General features: G+C 73.1%; 17 protein-coding genes. All 17 read left to right on the forward strand.

Translation table 11 applies throughout. The features are described 5' to 3' along the window. The first annotated feature begins 318 nt into the window (after positions 1 to 318). Positions 319 to 2,166, forward strand: a complete 1,848-nt coding sequence (locus ACW69E_RS18150; RefSeq protein WP_457499296.1) for a phage tail sheath family protein — start codon at positions 319 to 321, stop codon at positions 2,164 to 2,166. Between the two features lie 7 nt (positions 2,167 to 2,173). Beyond that, on the forward strand, positions 2,174 to 2,695 hold the full coding sequence (locus ACW69E_RS18155) for a phage tail protein (RefSeq protein WP_093659737.1): 522 nt from the start codon (positions 2,174 to 2,176) through the stop codon (positions 2,693 to 2,695). Between the two features lie 16 nt (positions 2,696 to 2,711). Beyond that, positions 2,712 to 3,551, forward strand: a complete 840-nt coding sequence (locus tag ACW69E_RS18160; protein ID WP_457499297.1) for a hypothetical protein — start codon at positions 2,712 to 2,714, stop codon at positions 3,549 to 3,551. After that, entirely contained in the window at positions 3,544 to 4,296 is a 753-nt protein-coding gene (locus ACW69E_RS18165; protein WP_457499298.1) for a hypothetical protein, read from the forward strand. Before ACW69E_RS18160 ends, ACW69E_RS18165 begins: the two co-directional genes overlap by 8 nt. 4 nt (positions 4,297 to 4,300) lie before the next feature. Beyond that, positions 4,301 to 5,287, forward strand: coding sequence for a Pvc16 family protein (locus tag ACW69E_RS18170; RefSeq protein ID WP_457499299.1), 987 nt, complete (start codon positions 4,301 to 4,303; stop codon positions 5,285 to 5,287). Positions 5,288 to 5,377: 90 nt separating this feature from the next. After that, a complete protein-coding gene (locus ACW69E_RS18175; protein WP_457499362.1) occupies positions 5,378 to 7,294 on the forward strand; it encodes an ATP-binding protein in 1,917 nt (638 codons plus the stop codon). Beyond that, positions 7,285 to 7,653 carry a hypothetical protein gene (locus tag ACW69E_RS18180; protein ID WP_457499300.1) on the forward strand — a complete coding sequence of 123 codons (369 nt, stop codon included), beginning with the start codon at positions 7,285 to 7,287 and terminating at the stop codon, positions 7,651 to 7,653. The genes ACW69E_RS18175 and ACW69E_RS18180 overlap by 10 nt, the downstream gene beginning before the upstream one ends. Next, positions 7,650 to 14,084: an eCIS core domain-containing protein gene (locus tag ACW69E_RS18185; protein ID WP_457499301.1), complete on the forward strand. Its 6,435-nt coding sequence runs from the start codon at positions 7,650 to 7,652 to the stop codon at positions 14,082 to 14,084. Before ACW69E_RS18180 ends, ACW69E_RS18185 begins: the two co-directional genes overlap by 4 nt. A gap of 19 nt (positions 14,085 to 14,103) precedes the next feature. Beyond that, complete coding sequence (locus ACW69E_RS18190) at positions 14,104 to 14,811, forward strand: hypothetical protein (protein WP_457499302.1); 708 nt, start codon at positions 14,104 to 14,106, stop codon at positions 14,809 to 14,811. Continuing rightward, positions 14,808 to 15,491, forward strand: coding sequence for a hypothetical protein (locus tag ACW69E_RS18195; RefSeq protein ID WP_457499303.1), 684 nt, complete (start codon positions 14,808 to 14,810; stop codon positions 15,489 to 15,491). Before ACW69E_RS18190 ends, ACW69E_RS18195 begins: the two co-directional genes overlap by 4 nt. Before the next feature lie 6 nt (positions 15,492 to 15,497). Further along, positions 15,498 to 15,878 carry a hypothetical protein gene (locus tag ACW69E_RS18200; RefSeq protein WP_457499304.1) on the forward strand — a complete coding sequence of 127 codons (381 nt, stop codon included), beginning with the start codon at positions 15,498 to 15,500 and terminating at the stop codon, positions 15,876 to 15,878. Then, a complete protein-coding gene (locus tag ACW69E_RS18205; protein ID WP_457499305.1) occupies positions 15,868 to 17,007 on the forward strand; it encodes a hypothetical protein in 1,140 nt (379 codons plus the stop codon). Before ACW69E_RS18200 ends, ACW69E_RS18205 begins: the two co-directional genes overlap by 11 nt. Positions 17,008 to 17,051: 44 nt before the next feature. Beyond that, positions 17,052 to 17,597 (forward strand): phage baseplate assembly protein V, encoded by a 546-nt coding sequence (locus ACW69E_RS18210; RefSeq protein ID WP_457499306.1) that lies wholly within the window; start codon positions 17,052 to 17,054, stop codon positions 17,595 to 17,597. 34 nt (positions 17,598 to 17,631) lie between these two features. Further along, a complete protein-coding gene (locus tag ACW69E_RS18215; RefSeq protein WP_457499307.1) occupies positions 17,632 to 17,955 on the forward strand; it encodes a hypothetical protein in 324 nt (107 codons plus the stop codon). Then, positions 17,952 to 18,335 carry a GPW/gp25 family protein gene (locus ACW69E_RS18220; protein WP_457499308.1) on the forward strand — a complete coding sequence of 128 codons (384 nt, stop codon included), beginning with the start codon at positions 17,952 to 17,954 and terminating at the stop codon, positions 18,333 to 18,335. The genes ACW69E_RS18215 and ACW69E_RS18220 overlap by 4 nt, the downstream gene beginning before the upstream one ends. Beyond that, positions 18,332 to 21,610 carry a putative baseplate assembly protein gene (locus ACW69E_RS18225; protein ID WP_457499309.1) on the forward strand — a complete coding sequence of 1,093 codons (3,279 nt, stop codon included), beginning with the start codon at positions 18,332 to 18,334 and terminating at the stop codon, positions 21,608 to 21,610. Before ACW69E_RS18220 ends, ACW69E_RS18225 begins: the two co-directional genes overlap by 4 nt. Continuing rightward, the gene (locus tag ACW69E_RS18230) at positions 21,607 to 25,497 is read left to right on the forward strand and encodes a putative baseplate assembly protein (RefSeq protein WP_457499310.1); all 3,891 of its coding nucleotides are present in this window, start codon (positions 21,607 to 21,609) and stop codon (positions 25,495 to 25,497) included. Before ACW69E_RS18225 ends, ACW69E_RS18230 begins: the two co-directional genes overlap by 4 nt. The last annotated feature ends 83 nt before the right edge of the window (positions 25,498 to 25,580 follow it).

Genomic DNA, 25,580 nt, shown 5'->3' on the forward strand with positions numbered 1-25,580 from the left:
TCGTTGATCTTATTTCCATATCTTTTAATCTCCATAAATCGGCTTGGTCGGGCAGAATTCGAGGATGCGACGCGCCGGCCGAAAGATCTTTCCGGATGACCGAAACCTCTCCTTGACCCGTCGTGCGGCAGGGCTCGACACTTCCTGGAGAACTCATGCATCAGGGGTTACGGGCCGCCCGGCCCGGCCGTGCGAAACCGACCGTGCACGGGGTGTGTGACGGGGGAATCGAAAAGGCGTGCGCGGTGCGTTGCCGTCTGCGCGCATTCTCTTCACCTTTTCTCCCCAACTCTCGGCGCACGAAGGGAATGGAGGGGAATGCCGGTGCAAACGGGCCATCCCGGCGTATACATCGAGGAGCTTCCCAGCAGCGTCCGCACCATCTCGGCGGTCACCACCTCGGTCACCGCCTTCGTGGGCCACACCCGCCGAGGCCCGCTCAACCGGCCGGTGCGGGTCACCGGCTTCGCGGACTTCGAACGCCGCTTCGGCGGGCTCACGGCGCAGAGCGCCGTCGCCTACGCCGTACACCAGTTCTTCGGCAACGGCGGCACCACCGCGGTGGTCGTGCGCGTCGCCGCGGCCGGCACCGGCGAGGAGGCTGGCGCCACCCTGGAGTCGACCGAGGGGCACAGCGCCTGCCCCGTGATGACCGTGCACGCCAAGGAGCCCGGCGTCTGGGGCTCCCGGCTGCGTCTGGCCGTCGACCACGACACCCGTGAGCCCGAGGAGACCTTCAATCTGCGGGTCCTGGACGCCGACGGCGGCACGCGCGAGACCTTCACCGGCCTGTCCATGGCCCCGGGCCACGGCCGCCACGCCGAGACGGTGGTGAACGCCGGCTCCACTCTGGTGAGGGCCGACGTCGTCGGCGAGGGCAGGCCGGACCCCTCGGGCACGGTCTCCAAGCCGTTCGCCGACGAGCTGCCCGACCTCGCCGTCGACCTGACCGTGAAGATCGGTGATGTGGAACGCGAGTTCACGCTCCACGACCCCGACCGGGACGGTGAGCCCCCGCGGAACGTCGCCGAGCTGGCCCTGCTCCTGGAACGCAAGCTGCGCGCCCTCCCGGACGCGCCCGGCAGGCGGGCCTTCGCCGGCGCGGAGGTCACCGCGTTCGGCCGGCGCCTCCAGGTCGTCGCGGGCTCCACCGACCCCCGCGACACCGTCCGCTTCGTCGGCGAGTGCGCCAACGACCTGGGCCTGGAGGCCACCGTCAACCCTCCGGTCTTCCCGCTGACCGGAGGCGTGGACGGAGACCCGCCCGGCCCGCGCGACATCATCGGCGACGAGGCCGGCAAGACCGGGCTCCACGCGCTGCGCGACGTCGACGACGTCAGCCTGCTGTCCCTCCCGGAACTCGCGGCCTACGACTCCACCGACGACATGATCATGGTGATCTCGGCCGCACAGGCGCTCTGCCGGGAGCGGCGGATCTTCCTGCTCGCGGACGCCCCCGGCTCCTGGGCCGACGTCGACAGCGCCCGTGCCGGACTGAGCGCCTTCGACCCCGTACGGGACGGGCAGACGGCGCTGTACTTCCCCCAGGTGCAGATGAACGACCCGCTCACGGGACGGCTGCGCTCCTTCCCGCCCTCGGGCGCGATCGCCGGCGTCTGCGCCCGCACCGACGCCGAGCGCGGCGTGTGGAAGGCGCCCGCGGGCACCGCGGCGCGGCTGGCGGGCGTGCGCTCGCTGAGCGTGCGGCTCACCGACCGGGAGAACGCCCTGCTGAACCCGCTCGGCGTCAACTGCCTGCGCACCCTGCCGGCCGTCGGATCGGTGGTCTGGGGCGCCCGCACCCTCCAGGGCGCGGACGCCCTCGACAGCGAGTGGAAGTACGTCTCCGTGCGGCGGCTGACACTGCACATCGAGGAGAGCCTGTACCGCGGACTGCGGTGGGTGGTGTTCGAACCCAACGGCGAGCAGCTGTGGCAGCAGATCCGGCTGGACGCCTCGGCCTACCTCAACACCCTCTTCCGGCAGGGCGCCTTCAAGGGCGCCACCCCGCGCGAGGCGTACTTCGTCAGGTGCGACGGGGAGACCACCACCGAAGAGGACGTCGCGCGCGGTGTGGTGAACGTCCTGGTCGGAATCGCGCCGGTCAGACCCGCCGAATTCGTGGTCGTCAAGATCCAGCAGACCGCCGGACAGTTCGAGACTTAGGATTCCGATGGCTGAATTCCAGGTGAACGCGCAGCGCTTTGACCCCTACAAGAACTTCAAGTTCCTGGTGCTGTGGGGCGGGCGCACGGTCGCGGGCGTCAGTAAGATCAGCCCGCTGAAGCGGACCACGGAAGTGGTCAAGCACCGGCACGGCGGCGACCCGAGCTCACCGCGCAAATCGCCGGGCCGTTCCGAGTTCGAGGGCATCACCCTGGAGCGCGGCGTCACGCACGACCCCGAATTCGACCGCTGGGCCAACAAGGTGTGGCAGGTCGGCGCCGGTCTCGGCGCGGAGGTGTCGCTCGCCGACTTCCGCAAGGACATCGTCATCCAGGTCCTCAACGAGGCCGGGCAGGTGGCCGTCTCGCACAAGCTCTACCGGACCTGGCCGAGCGAGTACCAGGTGCTGGGCGAGCTGGACGCCAACGCCAACGCGGTGGCCATCCAGAGCCTCAAGCTGGAGTGCGAGGGCTGGGAGCGCGACTACGAGGTGCCCGAGCCCACCGAGCCCTCCTTCACCAACCCCTGAGCGGACGGTACGGCGGATGACGGAGGGGGCGGTGCAGACGGCGGCGGCGACCGGGACGCCGGCGGCGGGGCCCGCGGAACTGCTGGCCGTCTGGGAGGCGGGGCTGGGGCTCACCGATCCCGGCCGGGCCCTCCTGCTGCACCGCACCGCCCGCCCGGAGGCCGGCGACGGCGAGCTGCTGTCGGTGCCGGTCGGCGAGCGGGAGGCCGATCTGTTCGCACTGCGCCGGGCGCTGTTCGGCGAGCGGATGCAGGTGCGGGTGGAGTGCGAACCGTGCGGGGAGGCGATGGAGTTCGACCTCGGCACGGACGGCCTGGCCGCCCGGCCGCCCCGGCGGGACGCCCCGCTGCGGGTGGCCGAGGAGGACTGGGAGGTGGAGTTCCGGCTGCCGACCGTCGCCGATCTGGTGGCCGTGGCCGAGGCCGTGGAAGACGGTCGGGCCGCGGAAGCCGGACACGGCACGGGAGACGGGCAGGAGACGGACGGAGCCTCCGCCCGGGCCCTGCTGGCCGCCCGCTGCGCCGTGTCGGCCCGGCGCGCAGGGCGTCCGGTGCCCGCCGGCCGGCTGCCCGCCCTGCTCCCCGAGACAGTGTTGCGGCGCGTCGCCGAGGCCGCCGGACAGGCCGACCCGGCCGCCGACGTGACACTCAAGGTCCACTGCCCCGAATGCGGCGGAACGACCCGGGCCGAGCTCGACATCGCCTCCTACCTCTGGGCCGAACTCGACGCCTGGGCAAGGGATTTGCTCCTCGACGTCCATCTGCTCGCCGGCGCGTACGGCTGGACCGAGCCGGAGATCCTGGCGCTCAGCCCACTGCGCCGCCGCTACTACCTGGAGTTGTGCGCCGATGTCTGACCATTTCGACCGGCTGCTGACCCGGCACGCCCCCGCGGCCCTGAGCGCCGGGCCCGCCGCGGGCGGCGGGCCGGACACCCCCGTACGGGTGCGCCCGCGGCTGCCCGAGCCGTACGAGCGCGTCGAGGCACTACGGGCGGACCACCGGGGGCAGGACGAAGCCGACCCCTTCCTCCGGCCCGCGCTCCGTCCGGCCGTACTGCCGGGGGAGGAGCGGACGGCGGTCCGGCACGAGCGGGAGATCCGCACCGAGCACCACACCGTGGTGCGGACCGAGCCCGCCCCGCACGGCGACCGGACACGACCGCCCGTGGCGGCGCGCCCCGCCCGGTCACCGCGGACCACCGCCCCCACGACGGCCCCGCCGCGCCCCGGAACGGAACCCACGCCCCGGCGCGGCGGGCACACGGTCCCGGCACGTGCGGATCGGGACGCGCCCTCCGCGGCGGCGCCCGCCCCCGCCTTCCGGAACGCGGGCCCCGCCTCCCCACCCAACGCCGCGGTGCCCCTGCGGCCCAGTGCCGCCGGCGCCTCGGCGGCACGCGACGCCGCACGCGCCGCCGCCGGGAGGCGCCGGCCCCGCACGGCGGAGCGGACCGTACACGTCCGGATCGGCCGGCTGGAGGTCAGCGCCGCACCTCCGGCCACGGGTCCCACCGGCACGGACCGGCCGCAGCGGCCGGCGCGGCCCGTACCCGCGCTGAGCCTCGCGGACTACCTGGCCGGCAGCGAGCGGAGGGACTGAGGAGATGAGCAACGCACTCGCCATCGCCACGGTCACACAGGCACTCGCCCTGCTGATCGAACACAATCTGCGGCCCGAGATCGACATGCAGGTCGCGGTGAAGACCGAGCGCCCACCGGCGGAGGCCACCGACGACGCCACCATCACCGTCTTCCTCTACCAGGTCACCCCGAACACCTCCCGGCGCAACGACGACCTGCCCACCCGCGCCCCGGACGGCACCCTGCTCAGGCGCCCGGCGGCGGCCCTGGACCTGCACTACCTGATCAGCGCCTACGGCAACGAGGCGGAGCTGGTCGGACAGCGGCTCATCGGCTGTGTGGTACGCACCCTGCACGAGTTCCCGGTACTACCGGGACACCTGATCGAGGAGGCCGCGCAGCGGCCGTACCTGGCGGGCGGCGACCTGACGGAAGCCGTCCAGAGGGTGCGCTTCACACCGGCCCAGATGGACATCGACGAGACCTCCAAGCTGTGGGGGATGCTCCACCAGACGCCGTACTCGCTGTCGGTCGCCTACCAGGCGGCCCTGGTGCTGATCGAGGGCCGCGGACAGCCCGTCGTGCCCCGGCCGGTCCAGCGGCACATGGTGCGCGCGCTGCCCTTCGGGGCTCCGGGCGCGCCCGGAGCCCCGAGACGGCCTGGCACCGGCACCGCCGATCCCGCCGCCGTACCCGCGGAACGCGCGTCCGGGACGGCCGCCCGGAAGGTGGCGGCCCGGGCGAGCCGCGCGGGCGGCATGGCAGCCAGATCCGCCGCTCCCACGTCGCGGGCGGAGACGGAGAGCGGGCCGGAGACGGCGGAGCCCGACAGGGGGACATCGCCCAGGAAGACACCCGCCGAGAAGACCGCCGGCAAGCGGCGCGCCGCGGCCAGGACCGCCGCGCCCCGGACCCGTACGCGCAAGCAGTCCGGCACCGGCCCCACACGCGGAGGCGGGAGCACACCGGCGGGCGGGGACGACGGCACCACGAACGACCAGGAGGGCTGAGACGAGGTGACGACGACGGGGACGGACAGGCACACGGACGGCACCGCCGACAGGACGGGCGCTGCCGAGGGCCCGGCGCTGGCCGCGGCCATGCGCGCCGTCCTGGCCCGTCTCGACGCCCACGCCGCCCGTGCCCGCGGGGGCGGCGCGGGCACCGGCGCCCCCGAACCGGCCGGCACCCCCGAACCGGCCGACGCCTCGGAACCCGCCGCGCTCGACGCGCTCGTCCGCTGCTTCGGGCTGACGCCCTTCGAACGCGAGATCGTCCTGCTGCTGGCCGCCGCCGAACTGGAGCCCACCACCGGCAGCCGCTGCGCCGCCGCGAGCGGGGACCCCGAGCGCGCCCACCCCACCTTCTCCCTCGCGCTCGCCACCCTCGGCGAGCCCCACTGGAGCGCCCTCACCCCCGTCGCACCGCTGCGCCGCTGGCGCCTGGTCGAACTCGACGACGAGACCCGGCTGACCACCACCCGGATCCGCCTCGACGAACGCATCCTGCACTTCCTCCTCGGCTCCCCGTACCTCGACGCGCGGCTGCACGGCATGCTCACCCGCGCCACCGCGCCCGACGGACTGCCGCCCTCCTTCGGGCACGCCGCGGACCGCGTCGCCGCGGCCTGGGCCGGGGCCGGCCCGGGCACGCCGCCGAGAGTGGAACTCACCGGCGGCGACCGGCACAGCCGCCACGACATCGCCGCGGCCGCCGCCCGCGCCTGCGGACTCGGCCTCTACACCCTGAGCGCCGAGGACCTGCCCACCGACCACACCGAACGCGACCGGCTCGCCCGGCTGTGGCAGCGCGAGGCGATCCTGCTGCCCGCCGCCCTGCTGCTGGAGACGGGCGAACCGGACCGCGAACAGGACGCCGCGGTCGACGCGTTCACCTCCTCCGCCGCCGTACCGCTCGCCGTCTCCAGCCCCGATCCGAGACGGACGGAGCGGACGCGCGCCGAGCGCGTCACCGTGCCGGCGCTGGGGGAGGAGGAGCAACTCGGCCTGTGGGCCGACGCCCTCGCCGGAGTGCCGCGGATCGGGGAACGGCAACTGCGCGGGCTGGTGGCGCAGTTCGCACTGCCGCCGCACATCGTCCGCTCCGCCGCCGCGGCCGTGCGCCGGCAGGCCGGCCAGGATGGGACAGCCGGGGCGGACGTCTCCGAACTGGCCTGGCGGGCCGGGCTCGCGGAGGCCCGCATCGGCCTGGACGAGCTGGGCCGCCGCATCGAGCCGGAGGCGGGCTGGGACGATCTGGTACTGCCCGAGCGCCAGTCGCGCGTCCTGCGCGAGATCGTCGCCCATGTACGGCAGCGGGGCACCGTGCACCAGGAGTGGGGCTTCGCCCGTACCCTGCGCCGGGGCCTGGGGGTCACCGCCCTGTTCGCGGGCGGCTCGGGCACCGGCAAGACCCTGGCCGCCGAGGTGATGGCCCGCGAGCTGGGGCTCGACCTGTTCGTCGTCGACCTCTCCCAGGTCGTCTCCAAGTACATCGGCGAGACCGAGAAGAACCTGCGACGCGTCTTCGACGCCGCCGAACTCGGCGGCGCACTACTGCTGTTCGACGAGGCCGACGCACTGTTCGGCAAGCGCAGCGAGGTCAGGGACAGCCACGACCGCTACGCCAACCTCGAGGTCTCCTACCTGCTGATGCGTATGGAGGCCTACCGGGGCCTGGCGATCCTGACCACCAACATGAAGAAGGCGCTCGACACCGCCTTCATGCGCCGTATCCGCTTCGTCGTCGACTTCCCCTTCCCCGGTGAGGCCGAACGGGCCGAGATCTGGCGCCGGGTGCTGCCCGACAGCGCCCCGGCCAAGGAGATCGACCCCGAGCTGCTGGCGCGGCTGACGGTCGCGGGCGGCTCGATCCGCAACATCGCCCTCTCCGCGGCCTTCCTGGCCGCCGAGGAGGGGGACGTACTGCGGATGCGCCACATGCTCGCCGCCGCACGCACCGAGTACCTGAAGCTGGAACGCTCCCTGACGCCCTCGGAGGTCCGCGGATGGGTGTGAACGAGACGCCGCGCCACGCCGCACACGACGCCGTGCGCGACACGGCCCGCAACACAGTCCGCGACACGGCGGTCCGGGTGGACATCGGCGAGCTGGTGCTCGACGGCTTCGACGCGAGGGTGGACCCGGAGCGGGTCACGACCGCGTTCGAGGCGGAGCTGGCCCGGCTCGTGCGGGAGCGCGGCGTACCGCTGGCGGCGGACGGCGGGGGGCGCGCCCTGGAGGCCCTGTCCGGCCTGCCACCGCTGCCCGCCACCACCTCGCCGTCCCGCCTCGGCGAGGCGCTGGCACGCGCGGTGCACGCGGGTCTGTCGGGACGTGGCGAGACGAGGCCCGCGGACGGGAGGGGGCGCCGATGAGCTCGCACACGGCGTCACAGGAGACCCGCTCGGCGCAGGACGCCAAACGCCGCAGGCGCGGGGAGCGAAAGGAGCGCGGCGCCAAATCCCCCGTGCCCGAGCCCAAGGACGTCGTCGGCGCCGCCGGACTGCCGCTCGACGCGAGCGTCCGCCGCGAACTGGAGGAGCGGCTCGGCCACGACCTGGGCCGCGTACGCCTGCACACAGACCGGGACGCCGCCGCCCTCACCGACCTGCTCGGCGCGGACGCCGTCGCCGTCGGCCAGGACATCTTCTTCCGTGAGGGCGCGTACCACCCGGGCACCGCCGACGGCATGCGCCTGCTCGCCCACGAACTGCTCCACACCGTCCAGAACCCCGAAGGCCTCGGCGCGCTGCGCGCCGGCCGCGACCTGGGCTCGGTGAGCCTGCCGCAGCAGACGGTGGAGCGCGAGGCGGAGACGGCGGCGCAGGACGTGTCCCGCGACGGCGGGGCGGGCGGTCCGGCGGCCGAGCGAGTAGAGGAGGGCCGGGCCACCCCGGGCTGGCTGCGCTACGCCACGGTCGACGCCGACCAGCGGCGCATGGAGCAACTGGATCCGGCCACCCTCGTCGACCGCCTGGCCAACGGCGTGCTCCGCTCCCTGCGCGGCGACCCGCAGGACCGCTCCAAGCGCGTGCGCGTGCAACTCGCCCGATTCTCCACCGAGATGCAGGACGCCGTTCTCGACCGGCTGGAATCACGCCTGCTCACCTCGGAGTTCGACAGGCTGATCGAGCTGGTCGAGGAGACCGAGGACGAGGGCACGCTCGAACCGGAGTCGCTCGGTGCGCCCGAGGCCGTTCCGGAGGCGGCCGAACTTCTGGAGGACGAACGGGAGGAAGCCGAAGCCGCCGACCGGAGACAGCGGGCCGAGGAGGAGCGGTCCCGCGACGACCGGAGCGACGGACAGCGCACGGACGAGGAGCGGCAGGAGCCCGAAGGGGCTGCCGGGCAGGAGGAGAAAGGGAAGGCAGCACCGGAACGGCCGGACCGGCGACGGCACGGACATGGCGGCACAGGCGCGGTCCGCCAGGGCACACGGCGGCCCGCCGGGACCTCCGGGAACTCGGAGAGTTCCAGCGGAGGCACGGGAGCAGCGGGGACGAGCGGCGGCCGGGACACGGCTCCGGGCGGCGGGGCCGCCCAGCCCCGGCAGCAGGACGGCAGCGGTGCGGGCGGCCGCTCCGAGGCGCCCGGAACCGGCGGCACCCCCGCGGCGAGCAAGGAGGAGTCCGCGGCCAGGAACCGGCCCGGAGCCGTGGAGCCCCTGGTCGTGGGGCAGCAACCGGGCCGGGCGGACAAGCGGGACACGCGCGAGGGTAAGCGGGCCGGAGTGGAACCCGGCCCCCTGCTGAGGACGGCCGACCCGGGCTACCGCGGCATCCTGGAAGGGAAGCGGCCCCAGGACGAGCCGGCGCTCGCACAGGACGAGTCGATCGGCCTGGAACCCGGCCCGAGCGGTGAACCCGGAGCGCTCGACGGACTTGAGGACGAGCGGGCCACCGACCAGGACAGTGCATGGAACACCGAACTCAGGCCCGAGGACTTCCTACCCGCCACCGACCTCGACGTCTCCGTCGTACCGACCGCCGACGAGACCGCGCCCGGTTCGGACACCGGCGGGCGGATGCCGAGCTTCCCCGGACCGCCCGCCACCAAGGCCGAACAGGTGCAGGCCAGACGGGACGAGGAGGACGCGGAGGAGGCCGCGTCCGAGGACGCCGGGTTCGCCGAACCGCTGCCCGCCGACGGCGGCGCGTCCGTCTCCCCGGCGACCAGTGCCGGAGCCGGTGACCGTACGGCGCGTGATCTCGGCACCGGGGCGCCGGGCCGCCAGGAGGCCGACCCGCTGTCTCCGTCCTCCGGCACCGCCGACGGCCGCGCCGACGCCCCTGAGCCGAAGCCCGAGCCCACGACTCCCGAAGGCCCGCAGCAGCAGGGCGAGGAGCGAACAACCGAACCGGAGAAGGGTCCGGAACCCGAGACGGCCGATACGGGAGCCCCGAAGGAGGAGGCGACGGAGGCCGGAACTTCTGGTTCCTCCGGCACCTCCTCCGACACGCCCACCGCGTCCTCCGCCCCGGCTCGGAGCGCGGGCACCTCGGGCACGCCCTCAGGGGGCGGCGCCACCGGCACGACCGCTCCCGGGCCGGCCACGGACACTCCGGCCGAGGCGTCCCCGGCCCGGGACACCCATGTCTCGGGCGCGGACGGCGGTGACGGCTCCACCAGCGACGCCACGCCGGGGGACGGGGCGGGATCCCGGCAGCGGCAGGAGCCTTCGGCCCCGGCATCCCGGCCCGAACCCGCCCCCGTACCGAGGTCCGGCTCCAGGCCCTCACGATCGGTCAGCGGTGGTGGCGGCACCCGGAGCGCATTGGGTGGTGGCGGGGGAGGGGGCGGCGCCCGCCCCACCGCCTCGTCCCGGCCGAAGAAGGACCCCGCGGCCCCCAAACTGTCGAAGGTGACGCCGGAAGCCGGTCTGTCCACCGCAGCGAACCTCAAACCGCACCGCGCGCTCGAAGCGCTGGGCGGAGTGAACGGCGCGGTCGACAAGACCGTCGGCGACGAACACCAGACCCTCCAGGACGCGCCGCCGACGACGGAGCGCCCCGCGGGTGCCCCGCAGACCCTGCACGGCGCGCCGAAGACCTCTGCTCCGGGACAGTACTCAGGTGACCCGGCCGCCCGGGTCGACGCCCCGGAGAAGGAGAAGGCCGAGGTCACGGGAGACAAGGCCCCGGAGGGCGAGATCCCGGGGGAGGACATCGAGGAGCCCAGCACCCTCGAAGGCCTTCTGGCGGGCGGAGCCCAGCTAGTCGTGGGGGCGATCAACGGTGTCGCCGACTTCCTGGGAGCCGACGAGGACCTCATCGACTCCGACGCGGTGGTCCAGTGGATCCTCGACCTGCCCACCGAGGACGAGATGCTCGCCCAGGCTGACGTCGGCACGGCGCCAGGGGTCGGCCTCCGGGGCGAGACGGACGGACGCGCCGGCGAACAGGGCGGTGAACTCGACGCCAAAGGCCGGGAACTCCACGCCTCAGGCCGCGATGACGCCGGGCGTCCCCTGGGCGAGGACCAGATCTACCCCGATGTGCCCGAGGAGACCCTGACAGCCAAGGTCCCGCGAGGGAAGGGACAGGGGGGCCCCGGCGGAGGCGGCGGCCCGTCCATGGGCGGACGCATCCCCCCAGAGGCCGTGTCCGCGGTGGCGGAGCACGAGCGCGGCCCGCAGATCCGGACCGCGTTCACCGACGGGCAGAAGCAGATGTCCGACAAGCGGCAGGCCAAGGACGGGGGCTTCCGGGAGTCCCGGGAGCGCCACAGGCGGCAGGTCCGCAGCGAGGTCGAGAGCAACACCCGCACGCAGGCCGCCGAACGCCGGAAGACCAGGGCTGAGGTGGAGTCCTCCCGCGAGCAGTGGCGCAAGGAGCAGGACGGCGAGCTCGACTCACTCGGCACAAAGAAGACCGAGAAGACCGAGAGGATCCGCAAGGACGTCAGGGACAAGGAGGAGCAGACCGACAAGGACACCGAGGAGCACCGGAAGAAGAAGCAGGAGGACATCGGCAAGGAGAAGACCAAGGCCGAGGACGATGCCAGGAGCAAGCGCGACACGGCCAAGAGCGACTCCGGCAACTGGCTCTCCAGGGCGTTCGACTGGATCCGCGACAAGCTCATCGAGCTGAAGAACGCGATCGTCGGCTTCTTCCGCGCCGCCCGTGAGGCGATCACCAGCCTCATCAAGGACTTCAAGGGCACCGTCATCCGCTGGATCGAAGCGGCCCGGCAGTTCATCGTCGACAAGTTCAAGGAGTTCACCCAGGCCCTGGTCCAGTTGGGCAAGGACCTCCTCGACGCGATCGTGGAGATCGCGAACCGGCTGCGGACCCTCATCATCCGCATCAGGGACGCGGCCATCGCCCTGGTCAACCGGATCGCGGACGAGCTGAAGCGGATCGTCACCGAACTCCTGGACGAGATGGGCAAGATCCTCAGTGGCATCCTCGACGCCCTGATGGAGGGCCTCCGGGCGGCGGTCGATGCGGTCAGGAGCGCGCTCAAGAGCATCATGGACTTCGCCATGGGCCTGCTCAACGCCCTTGGGGAGTGGGCGATGATCGCCACTGACATCCTCTCCGACCCGGGCGGCTGGCTCAGCGGCGCCAAGGCCTCGGCCGAGGACGGGGCCAGGAACCATCTGTTCCGGGAAGTCACCTCGGCGATCAGGAACTGGTTCAGCGAGAAGATCCAGGAGATCCTCGGGCTCCCCAAGGCCGTCTTCGACAAGCTGATCGGCGGGGGCGTCAGCAGAGAGCAGATGGCCAAGGAGGCGTGGGACGCCGCGCTCCCCCAACTCCCCATCATCATCGGGGAGATCATCATCACCAAGGTCATCGCCAAGCTGATCCCCGGCGCCGGCTGGGTGATGGCGATCATCGACGCCTTCAAGGCGGCCTGGGAGTCGCTGAGCGAGATCCTGCGGGCCTTCGGCGCCTTCATGGACTACCTCAAGGCCGTCAAGGGCGGCAACGCCGGCGTGCTGTTCGCCAAGGCCGTGGCCTCGGGCGTGGTGGCCCTGCTGGAGCTGGCCTACCAGGCCCTGCTCAGCGGCATCGGCAAGTACGTGGGCAAGGTCGGCGACCGGCTCAAGGGCGTCGCGGCCAACCTCGGGAAGAAGAAGCCCGGCGCCAAGGACGAGGACGAACCGCGGGACACCGACAGGCCGCCGACGGCGGACAAGCCGAAGAACGACCCGAAGAAGGGCCAGGACCCGCACGAGGAGGCGAGGAGGGCACAGGAGCGGACACGCCGGGTGAACGCGGAGATGTCGCGCAACCCGCCGGCCGAGCCGAAGCGGCCCCGCACACAGACCCGCCCGGCCCGGCGGCCGGACTCGCCCCAGTCCCGCCGCGACTCCGCGCGCCGTCCCGACACCCGCCGCCCGGACGACCGTTCGCGTACGGACCGGCCCGACAGCCGCACCCAGGACACCGGACAGGACCAGTCCCGGACCCCCGCGCGCCGCGAGACGGAGGGCACCAGGCCCGCCCCGCGCCCGCGTCGTACTTCACCGGAGGCGCGTACCGAAAACCGTGCGCGGCAGACGGTCAGGGCCGCCCAGAACCGCATCCGCAGAGCCCGGCAGGCCCTCGACCGTAAGGACCGCGACGGCCGCCTCGACCGCTCCCTGGACAACAACGCCCGCCGCATGCGCGACGCCTACCGCCGCCGCCGCGACCTCCTGCTCGACCAGCGCAAGCGCCGCCAGGAGCAGAAGCGCCGACTGCGCGGTCAGCGCCGGAAGAGCGAGAACGGCAGCGAGTCCAAGAAGGCACGTCTCCGGAAAATCGCCGCGCGAATCCGCCCAAGGATCGACCGGATGCTCCGCCGGGGTACCCGTACACCTGCCTTCCTCTTCGCTCTCGAATCGATGCGGTCCTGGTACCGGATCACCGCATTGCGCAAGATCGGCCATCCAGAATTCCGGGTGACAGCCTCACTGAATCCCGATACCACGACCAATTCGGGAATCAACGAGGAAGGCGTTGAGCGGCTTGAACCCATCCGGCTGCCAAATCCCGACAAACTGCAGTTCACCAACGACATCAACACGAAACCGAGCGGCTTCAATCAGCAGTTCATCAATAAGAGGTGGGCCGGCAGGAACGGTCAGTATCCGCCCTCCGGCCGGCCGGCCAAGACCCGTATGCTCAGAGGCTTCCAGTACATCGACACCAACGGCCTCTGGGAGGATCAGGGAAACCTCCAGTGGGACCTCATGCATCTGCTGCCGCGGGAACTCGGCGGGCCCAGTATGGCGGCGAACTTCGTGCCCGCGCCGAACTATAAGAATAGGGGATTCTATAATCAGATCGAAGGGGAGGCGGCCGGAAAATTCGGTAACTCCGATGCCAATGACAGGCCGAAACGCCCGGGTGACTACAAGCTCGACCTCGAACTGTACCAAGGTCCGGCGGCCGGATATCCCGGAAGGAGTAATTATCCCGACTGGTTCCCCCGAAAGATAACGGCCACCTATCGCACCCACGAGTACAAGGGGCCGGGGTCGGGTGCCAGCAGGTCCGACTGGAATTCCTCCCCGTGGCGGAGCCAGGAAAAGGTGGAATTCGATCCGCCTCCTAGGCGGCGGTCTGCGACCGTGAACCTGAATACGGTCAATCTGGGTAACCAGGCGGAGGCGGCCCGGGTCCGCCCTCTTCTCGGCAATCATGGCATCACGTTCATAGCCGTGAGCAAGCTGCGCCCGTTTACGGATATCGCCGACATGAAGGCGAAGCTGTCGGCATACAAACATACATCTGGTAAGGGGATCTACGAATTCGAGAGAAAGGTGTGGCCGCAGATCGAAGTCAACTACAACAGCGGACTCTTCACCCTCTGAAATGACTGGAAGGAAGCACTTGACTGCCCTGAACCATCTGGAATCCCTCCACTTTTCCTCGATCCAGGATCTGCGGCGAGCGGGAGGAATCAAGATAGACGATGAATCATGGAACGACCCCGCGGAGTCCTTCTCCGACCTTCAGCCGCTGTCCGGGTTCGGGGAGGAGTGGGTCGGTATCCACCTGGATGAGGACATGCTGGATGATTGCCTCAGGGTTCCGGGCCTGGCCGTCCACTGGCATACAAGGGATCCTCTTCCAAGATTCTTCGGGGAGTACCGCGTTCCCGACCCTTTAGAAATCCTCACGCAGGGGCCGGATCCGGCGGTCGAAACCGTCCCACCTGGCTTTAAAAGAGATTTCGTGAGTCAACTCCGGTACATTGACAGCGCGTACTACTCCGGCAGCGGATCCATGACCTACCTACGACTGCTGCCTAACTCCTCACCGCTTGAGATCTGGCACTATGAACTCGCGCGCATCGGCGGCGAACCTAACCCCATCGGGTACGTGCAACTCGATCTGACTTACCGCCAGTACATCGAGAACCTACTGATCACCAAAGGGACTCGGGGCTGGCAGTACCTGTTTGCCGACATCTCGTTTCAGAACTCGTCCGTCGCTGGCCTCGGAGACCACGTCAAGCGCATGCTGGAAGCATTCCCCAGTCTTTTTCCGGAGCATGACTACAGTCCGCTTCGCGAGCGCCTGGAGGCCCGGCTGTGACCAGGTACGCGGACATTCCCAGGCCCATCCGGTCCGGGATCGTGATCGTCGATCCCGAGCGGGGGATACCGCAGCGCATCATCGTGCTGCAGTTCAACCCCGACACCCTGGAGCGCAGCATCAGCCCGCAGGCCGCGGGCGGGAGCGGTGACGCCGGGGGCGGGGGGAGCGGAGGGGACCGGAACGAGGCGCTGCGGCTGAAGGGGCCGGCGCAGGAGACGTGGAAGTTCACCGCCGAGATCGACGCCACCGACCAGCTGGAGCTGGCGGCGCCCGACGGGATCCATCCGCAGCTCGCGACGCTGGAGATGCTCGTACAGCCGACCACCGCCCAGCTGAGGGAGGCCACGCGGCTGTCGAAGAAGGGCGCCATCGAGATCAGCCCGATCGAGATGCCGCTGACCCTGTTCACCTGGGGCAGCAAACGCGTCATGCCCGTGCGGCTGACGGAGCTGTCGGTCAACGAGTCCGCCTTCGACGTGAACCTCAACCCGATACGGGCGAGCCTGAGCATCGGGATGAAGGTGCTGACGGTGAGCGATCTGCCCGCCGGGCACCGCGGCGCCGAGCTGTACCTGGCGCATCTGGCGCAGAAGGAGCGGCTGGCCGGCACCGCGCGGGCGGGGACCCTGGGGGCGCTCGGGCTGACCGGGGCCGACATCGGAACGGGGAGGGTGTGAGAGGCCATGGCAGACGACAGCGGTGCCCACGGCGGTCCGCAGGACGGGATCCCGGGCTCGCACCCGTACCCGAGGACGAGCCGCTACCACGACGCCGAGATCGCCGTGCGCCGCATGCCCGACGGCACCGAAGTCCGTTACACCAGGCGGCGGTTGCTGCCGCCGCTGCCCGAGGACCGCGACGAGGACACCGTCGTCCACACCGTCAGCGGCGGCGAGCGCCCCGACCAGCTCGCCCAGCGCTACTTCGGCGACCCCTCCCAGTGGTGGCGGATCGCCGACGCCAACCCCGTCCTCGACCCGCGCGAGCTGACCGCCGAGCCGGGACGGGAGATCGACGTGCCGTTGCCCGGCGGTTTCCCGGGAGGAGGCGCGCATGGCCGATGAGCGTGTCGGCGGCGGGCCGATCCACCTGACCCTGAGCATGGGGCCCCACCTCGCCCGGCCCGTGCCCGAAGCGGTGAGCGAGGCGCTGCTGTCCGCGCAGATCACCAGCACCGCGGGCGAACGCTCCGGCTTCCAGCTGGCGTTCGACCTCACCAAGAAGGGCGCGATCATCTCGAACCTGCTGCCCGAGGGGTTCTTCGATCCGCGCACCCGCGTCATCGTCACCACGACGATCAAGGGCACGCCGACCGTCCTCCTCGACGGCCTGATCGTGCGGCAGGAGGTCGGGGCGAGCAACCAGCCCGGCCGGACGACCCTGACCGTCACCGGCGAGGACCTGAGCATCCTGATGGACCTGGAGGAGAGGGTGGACCGCTACCCCAACCTCTCCCCGGCCCGCCGGGTCGAGCGCATCCTGGCCCGGTACGCCGACTACGGCGTCCACCCGGACGTCCACCCCGAGCAGATCGTCCAGCAGCCCCGCGCCGAGCACCGCGTGGACTACCAGACGGGCACGGACCTGGCCTACGTCAACGAACTGGCCCGCGCCAACGGCTACGTCTTCTACCTGGAGCCCGGCCCGCGGCCCGGCCACTCCACCGCCTACTGGGGCCCGCAGCGCCGCGTCGGCCTGCCCCAGCACGCCCTCAACGTCAACATGGACGTCCACTCCACCGTCGACCAGCTCACCTTCGCCTACGACGGCGCCGCCCGCGAGGAGCCGCAGGCCCACTGGCAGGATCCGCGCACCCGCGAGTCCACCCTGATCCCCCAGCCCGACATCGGTCCGCTGCGCCCGCCGCTGGGCAGGCGCGCGAGCCCGGCCCTCAAGCGCCGCCGGCTGACCGGCACCGCCAAGAAGGACCAGGCGCAGGCCAGGGCCGAGGCGCTGGCACGGGCCGCGACGTCCGCCGACGCGATCTCCGGCTCCGGGCAGCTCGACGTCAACCGCCACGGCTACGTACTGCGCCCGCGCGAGCTCGTCGGCGTGCGCGGGGCGGGCGTGACCTACGACGGCGAGTACTACGTCACCTCCGTCACGCACAACCTCACGCCCGGCTCGTACCGGCAGAACTTCACGCTCTCGCGCGAGGGCCTGATCGCGCGCGGGGACACCGTCCGCCCGTAGGGGCCGGCCGCCGAGACCACACAGACCGACCAGGAGCAGTCCGCATGGCGCCAGCACCGAACAACCGCTTCCTCGGCAAGTTCAGAGGCCGGGTGGCGGACAACGACGACCCGCTGGGGATCGGCCGGATCACCGCCCACGTCCCGGACGTGCTCGGCGGCGAGCCCTCCACCTGGGCCATGCCCTGCCTCCCCTTCACGGGCGAGCGGTCCGGCCAGTACGTGGTCCCGGGGCGAGGGGCGGGCGTCTGGATCGAGTTCGAGCAGGGCGACCCGAGCTACCCGATCTGGACGGGCTGCTGGTACGGCGAGGCGAGCGAGCTGCCGGAGGACGCCCGGGCCGCGGCGCGCACGGGCGCCGAACCGGTCGTCATCCAGACCCGCGGCGGACACAAGATCGTGGTCTCCGACGACCCGGAGACCGGAATCCTGCTCCAGGCGCCGGGCCCCGGCGAGGGCAGGCCGGGCCCGTACATCCGCGTCACCCGGGGCGGGATCCACATCGACAACGGGCAGGGGGCCTCGGTCTCGGTGGCCGGGGACCGGGTCGACGTCAACCAGGGCCGGCTGATCGTGCCCATCAAACGCTGAACGGAACGGGGGAGAAGCCTTGTCGGGAGAAGTCATGCACACGGGAACCGCGGTCGGCTGCCCGCACGGCGGCCGGGCGGGCGTCGCGGGCGCCGATGCGCACGGGGTGCTGGTCGACGGTCTGCCGGCCGCCACCGGCGCGCTCGTCCACACCGTCACCGGCTGCCGCCACACCGTCGACGGGGTGCCGGTGCCGTGTACCACCGTCCGCTGGACGCCGGCGGACGGCGGGGTGACGGTGGACGGCTCGCCGCTGCTGACGGAGGGCACGCCGGGCATGTGCTTCACCGCAGGGCTCGTGCCGCAGGGGCAGCCGCTCGTCGCACCGGCGGCGCACAAGGGGGTGACCTGCGGATGAGGGCCGAGGCGGCACGCCGGGACATCGCCTTCCCCTTCCGCGTCGACCGGCGCGGCCGGACCGCGCAGGCGGCGTACGAGGAGCATGTGCGCGATCTGATCGAGCAGCTGCTGTTCACCAGCCCCGGCGAGCGCGTGATGCGCCCCGACTTCGGCTGCGGGCTGCTGGATCTGGTGTTCACGCCCAACAGCCCGGAGCTGGCCTCCGCGCTGGAGCTGTCGGTGCAGGCCTCGCTCCAGCGCTGGCTGGGCGAACTGATCGCCGTGGAGGACCTGGACGTGATCGGCGAGGAGAACACCGTCCGTGTCCATCTGTGCTACACGGTGCGCGCCACGGGCGACAGGCGCGACGAGGTCTTCGAGGGGAGGGCCGCGGCATGAGCGGCGGCAGGGGAAAGACGCTCCCGCACCCGGGAGGCAGGCGCGGCAGGGTACGCGCGGCGCGGCTGAACGGCGTGGACGCGGTGGAGGTCGGCGACGACGGGCTCACCCTCACCGTCACCTTCCTGGGCAAGGCGCCGCACGGCCTGTGCCCGGAGAACATCCGCATCGAAGCGGGCCGCGGGGGCACGGAGATCCGGGCCGTCGCCCTGGAGGTCGAGAGGGAGGAGGACCCCGAGCTCGACGACCGGCTGTACGTCACCGTGGACCGGACGGGGGGCTTCGGCCGTCACCGGCTGGCGATCGTCGGGACCGACCCCTACGGCCGCCCCGGCACCGAGCCGTTCCCCGGTTTCGACCAGCGATACCACGCGGCCGAGTTCTCGTTCCGGCCCGACTGCCCCGCGCCGCTCGACTGCCGGGATCCGCAGGAGGCGGAAGAGACGGCAGAGGCGCCCGGGACCTTCCGGCCCGCCCCCGTGATCGACTACACCGCCCGTGACTACGACACCCTGCGCCGGCTCCTCATGGACCGTCTGGCCCTGACGGCGCCCGACTGGACCGAACGCAACCCCGCCGACCTGGGCACCACCCTGGTCGAGCTGCTGGCGTACACCGCCGACCAGATCAGCCACCAGCAGGACGCGGCCGCCACCGAGGCGTACCTGGACACCGCCCGCCGCCGCGTCTCCGTGCGCCGCCACGTACGGCTCGTCGACTACCCGATGCACGACGGCTGCAGCGCCCGCGCGCTGGTCGCCGTCGAGGTGGCCCGGCCGCTGACGCTGCTCGCCGGGACGTACCGCTTCGCCGCCGTGGACGTGCGCACCCTCGGCCCGCGCGACCGGCCGCGCACCGGCACGGTCATCGACGACCACGACCTGGCGGTGCTTCAGGAGCGCGGCTCGGTCGAGGTCTTCGAACCGGTCACGGACACGCCGCTGCGGCTGCGGCCCGAGCACAACACCATCCGCCTGTGGACCTGGGACGGCGAGCAGTGCGCACTGCCCGAGGGCGCCACCCGCGCCACCCTGCGTGACGAGTGGACCGACGGACAGGCCGACGGGGGGAGCGACGAGACCGCCGGCAGGGGCCGCCGGAAGCGGCGGCTGGACCTGCGCCCCGGCGATCTGCTGGTACTGGAGGAGGTCAGGGGGCCGCGCTCGGGAACCCCCGGCGACGCCGACCCCACCCGCCGGCAGGCGGTACGGCTGACCTCCGTCACCCCGGCCGTCGACCGGCTGTGCGACCAGCCGGTGCTGGAGGTCACCTGGGCCCGCCAGGACGCGCTCGCCTTCCCGCTGCACCTGACCACGCTCGGCGGCCGGGACTGCGAGCCGGTGGAGGACGTCACCGTCGCGCGCGGCAACGTGGCCCTCGTCGACCACGGCCGCTCGCTCACCTTCCGCGGACACCTCCCCGAGCGACTGCGCGTACCGCCGGTGCCCGCCGTCCTCCCGTCCTGCGGGCCGCCCGCGTTCGGCTGCCGGAACGGTGCGTACGAGGCGGAGGGCAACCGGCCCGGCAGGCTGATCCTGGACCGGCTCCGGCAGACCGCCCGCGGAAGGCCGCTGACACCGGTGCACATCCGCCAACTGTCCGAGGTCGTCGGCGAGGAGGCGGTACGGCGGGCCGGGCTCGGCGTGGAGCGGGCGGGGCGGAAGGGGGAGAAGGCGGTGCCCGGCACCGCCTACGAGCAGGAGGCCGCGCTGGAGACACTGCTCGCCCAGTCCGTTTACCCCGGCATCGCCCCGCGCCTGCGTCCCCGCCTGCACCGCTTCCCCGTCGCCCAGACCGCGCCGTTCCCCGACCCCCGCCATGTCTCGGCCGGCCAGGCCGAACGGCTGGCCGCCCTCCCCGGACGGGCACGGCAGCGGCTGGTGGAGCTGTGGCGCAGCGCCCGCGACCGCGACGGGCTGGACGAGGGGGAGATCGCCGAACTGGCCGTGCTGTTCGGGCTGGAGACGCTGGAGCGGCTGGAGCTGCGCCGCCGCCCGGTGCCCGCCCTGCGCGAGCTGCTCCACCGAGCCGAACGGCTGCTGGCGGCGAAGCTGCGCCGGCTGGAGGTGCTGACGGCACGGGCCCGGGCCGGACGCGTCCTGGACGGGCGCACGGCCTGGGAGATCGCCCACGACTGGGGCCCGGCGTACGCGGCCGGACTCCACCCGGACGAGCCGGAACTGCACGGACCCGCGTCCGCGCTGACCCCTGATCCGCGCGCGGCGCTCCCGGCCGTACGGCTGACCGGCGGCACCGGAAGCGGGAGCGGGGACGGCGGGGACGGAGCGGAAGCCGTGTGGGAGCCGCGCCGCGACCTCCTCGGCAGCGGCCCCCGGGACCGCCACTTCACCGGTGAGCTGGAGGACGACGGGCGGCTCGCGCTGCGCTTCGGCGACGGCATGCACGGCGCCCGGCCCGAACCCGGCACCATCTTGGAGGCCCACTACCGGCTGGGCGGCGGCAGGGCCGGCAACGTCGGTGCCGAGGCCATCAACCACCTGGTGCTGTGCCGGGATGCCGGGGAGGGCGGGGACGCGGGCGAGCCGATGCCCGTGGCCGGGGTGCGCAACCCGCTGCCGGCCGCCGGCGGCACCGGGCCGGAGCCCGTCGACCAGGTGCGCCGGCTCGCGCCGACGGCCCCGGGGCGGGTGCGGCTGCGCGCCGTGACCGCGCGGGACTACGCCGAACTGGCCTCCGCCCTGCCCGGCGTGCAGCGGGCGGCGGCCGAGATCCGCTGGACGGGCAGTGCGCGGGAGGCGCATGTCGCCATCGACGCCGACGGCACCGGACAGGCGCCCGCGGAACTCCTCGACGCGGTGGCGCAGTCGCTGGAGGCCTACCGCCTCATCGGCCACGACCTGGTGGTCGGGCCCGCGCGGCCGGTGCCGCTCGACATCGAGGTGGAGGTGTGCGTGACACCCGGCCACCAGACGGGCCGGATCCTGGCCGATCTGCGCCGGGTGCTCGGCAACCGCCGGCTGCCCGGAGGCCGGCTCGGCCTCTTCCACCCGGACGCGCTCGGCTTCGGTGAGCCGGTGCGGCTCAGCCGCCTGGTGGCCGTCGCCGCGGCCGTCCAGGGCGTGGAGAGCGTACGCGTCACCCGGCTGCGGCGGCTGTTCGCGGACGCCTCCACCGACGCCCCGGACCCGGCCGGCGGCCCGGTGCCGGACGACGGCGTGCTGCGGCTGGCCCCACTGGAGGCCGCCCGGTGCGACAACGACCCGGAGCGGCCGGAGAACGGCCGCCTCGCCCTGAGGCTGGGAGGTACGCGATGACCGGCGACCACAGCGGCGGCCGCTCCCGCGGCTGCCACCGCGGACGCGTACCCGACGGCGGCGGGCGCCACGACGAGCGCCGCGCGCCGCGGGCCCCCCACAACCCGCCGGGACGCACCGCGCTCGACCACCGGGTGGGCGAGTACGGCTCCTTCCTGGCGGCGATGCTCGACCGGCTGGCCTCGCCCGCCTACCCGGCCCTGCGCCGGCTGACCGTCCGCACCCCTGACGACCCGGCGATCGCGCTGCTGGACGCCTGGGCGGTCCTGGGCGACCTGCTGACCTTCCACTCCGAGCGGATCGCCGACGAGGGCTATCTGCGCACCGCCGACGACCACCGCTCGTTGGTACGGCTGGGCCGGCTGGTCGGCTACCGGCCGCGCCCCGGGATCGCCGCCGACACCCATCTGGCGTACACGGTGGACCGGGACCCGCGCAGCCGCGAGGACGTCCCCGTGCTGATCCCGCGCGGTTCGCGCAGCCACAGCGTGCCCGCCTCCTCCCGCGAGGAGGCGCAGACGTTCGAGACGACCGAGGACCTGACGGCCCGCTGGTCGTGGAACGACCTGAGGGTGCGGCGCCGCCGCCCGGCCCCGCTGACCCACGAGGATCTGCGGGAACGCTCGGAGCTGTACGTCGCGGGCACGGCCAACGCCCTCTCGGTGGGCGACCACCTGCTGTTCGTCTTCGGCGGCGACGGCCCCCAAGGCCCCGGAGCGCCCGAAGGCCCTGCGGGCTCCGGGAGGCGGCTGCTGCTGCCGGTGACGCGGATCCGCATCGACCGGGACGACGACAGCACGGCCCTCGGCCTGCCCGTTTCCCCGCCCCCGACCCTGGCCGAGCTGGTCGGCGAGCTGCAGCGGTGGATCACACCGGCCGCCGACAGCCCCAACCCGCGGCCGGCGGGCAGCCTGCTCGTCGAGGAGTTCGACGAGCAGGTGCTCGGCCGGCTACGGGCCGACCTCGACCTGCTGGACACCCCCGCGGCGTTCGCCCGCCGCCTGGAGGAACCCGTGGACCGGCTGGCGGAGGCGCGGGCGCTGGCCGGGCCCCACCAGGAGAGCGCCGCCTGGTTCGAGCGGCTGGCCGCCGTACTCGTCGACCTCCGGGAGAGGGCGGCGGAGCTGGAACCGCTGCGGCCGGACGGCTTCGCGGGCCGGTTCGCGGCAGGGGGCACCGCGGGCACCGGAGCCGGCGAAGGGCCGGGCGGCGCGGCCGCCCGCGCGCTCGGCGAACTGCTGCCCGCGCTGCGCTCCCGGGGCACGGGCGGGGGAAGGGCGGCGCACCGCCCGCCCGTGGCCGGCGCCGCGCCGGCGGACCCGGTACGGCTGTTCGGCCCGGAGCCCGATCTGGGCGCACGGCTGGCGGCGGCGCTGGACCCGTCGCTGTCCGGCGAGCTCTACCGGGCCTGGCGCCGCTCGGCGCCGGCCGCGCCGACGGCCCCCGCAGCCCTCACCGACCTGCTGGCGATGCGCGTGACGGCCGCGCCCTTCGGCTCGACGGCACCCCTCAAACCGGTGCAGGACGAGCGCGGCCGGGTGATCCGGCAGTCCGACTGGCCCCTGACGGGCAACACGCTGACCACCGCACGGGTCGTGTTCGACACGACCGGGAAGGTGCCGGTCAGGGCCGAGTTCGTGCACGCGGAGACGACCGCGTCGGTCCAGCGCGCCGAGAACCTCCCCGCCGACGTCCGCTTCGCCCTCGGCCCCGGAGAGGTCCGGCTGTCCACCCGCACCGGGCAGGACAACGACCTGAGCTGGCTGCGGCGGCGCCCGGTCGACTCCCAGGAACCGGGAGTCACGGCCGAACTGAGCGGCGGGCTGCCGGAATTGACGCTGTTCGTCTCCCGGCCGGGGGCGGACGCCCGGGTACAGGTCGCCATAAGGAACGGTGAGCCGCCGCTGCAGTGGCACCTGTCCCCGGACAGGCCGGAGCGGGCCACGTACGGCGGCCACGAGCTGACCGTCGTCTACCGGACCGGCGGGGGGCCGGCGGCCGTGGAGATCGGCATCGCCACCGTCCCCGAGCCCGTCCACCGCAACGTCCTCGCCCTGGACACCGTGCACGAGAGGATCACCGCGGGCAGCTGGGTCGCGATCGAGCGCCCCCGCAAGGGCGTCCCGGACGGCACCCCCGGCGACAGCAGGCTCTCGCTGGTCACCACCCGTGTGACGGCCGTGCGCACCGGCTCCTACGCCCGGTACGGGATCACCGGGCGGGGCACCGAACTGACCCTCGCCGACCCCTGGCTGGACGAGCACGACGTGCTGCTGTCCCACATCCGGGACGCCACCGTACACGCGGCGGGCGAGCCGCTGCGGCCCGCCGACGAGCCACTGGGCGACGACGTGGGCGGCAACGAACTCGAACTGGCCGAGCTGTACGACGGGTTGCGGCCCGGCCGGAGGCTGATCCTCTCCGGTGAGCGCACCGACATCCCCGGCACCACCGGAGTGCGCGGCACCGAACTCGCGGTGATCGCCGCCGTCGAGCAGCGGGTCGATCCGGAACTGCCCGGCGACCACGTCCACACCGTTCTCACCCTCACCGCCGATCTCGCCCACCGCTACCGGCGCGAGACGCTGGTGATCCACGGCAACGTGGTGCCCGCGACACACGGCGAGACACGCGACGAGGCCGTCGGCAGCGGCGACGCGAGCCGGGCGGGCCAGACCTTCGCCCTCTGGAACGCGCCGCTGACCTGGCTGCCCGCGGACAACCCTCCCCCGGCCTCCGGCCGGGGGTACCCCCACGGCGCCCGCCCGGCCCTGGAGGTACGCGTCGACGGACTGCTGTGGCACCCCGTCGACAGCCTCGCCGGACGCGGGCCGCAGGAGCGGGTGTACGTCGTCGGCACCGGCGCCGACGGCCGCACCACCGTCACGTTCGGCGACGGTGTGAACGGCGCGCGGCTGCCCACCGGGCACGAGAACGTACGGGCCCGCTACCGCTTCGGCACCGGCGGCGCCGCCAACGTCGCGGCCGGCCGCATCACCCAGGCCGTCTCCCGGCCGCTCGGCGTCACCGCCGTCACCAACCCGCTGCCCGCGACCGGCGGCGCGCGGGCCGACGGACCGGAGGCGACCAGACGCGGCATCCCGCTCGCCGTCTCCGCGCTCGACCGGCTGGTCTCCGTCCAGGACTACGAGGACTTCACCCGCTGCCGGGCCGGCATCGGCCGGGCCAGTGCACGGGAGGTGTTCGACGGGCGGCGGCAGGTGCTGCACGTGACGGTCGCAGGCGTGGGCGACGCGCCGATCGGCGCGGACGCCGACACCCTGCACGCCCTGCGCGCCGCCCTCACCGCCCACGGCGACCCCCGGCTGCCGGTGCGCGTGGACGTGCGCGAGCCGGTGCTGCTGCTCCTGGCGGCCCGGGTGGCGGTCGGGCCCGACCACTCCTGGGCCCTCGTCGAGCCCCGGCTGCGGCAGGCACTGCTGGACGCGATGGGCTTCGAGGGGCGGGAGCTGGGACAACCCGCCCGGCTCTCGGAGGTCCTGGCGACGGCTCACTCGGTGCCCGGCGTGGAGCACGTGGACGTGGACGTCTTCTCGGGCGTGCCCGCGTCCGCACTGCCCGGCGGCCCGCTCCTGTCCGGCGGCGGGCGTACCGGACCGCAGGAGACCGTGCCGGCCCGCCCCGCCCGGTACGACGAGCGCGTCCACACCGTCACCGCCGGGGACGGCGAGACACTCGGTGACATCGCCGCCCGCCACGGCATCACGCTCACCGAACTGCTGCGGCTCAACCCCGACGTCACCGACACCCGGCCGCTTCCCAGGGGCCGCTCGGTGTACGTCTTCCGCGGTGTACGCCCGGCCCAGCTCGCGATGTTCTCGCCCGCGGCGGCGGACACGCTGATCCTCACGGAGGCCCCCCGATGAGCCCGATGAGCCCGGCGACCCCCACGGCTCCCGCGGCCCGCACAGCCCCGACGACCTCCACGATCCCGACGGACGACGGAAGG

The organism is Streptomyces sp. SS8, from assembly GCF_054072955.1.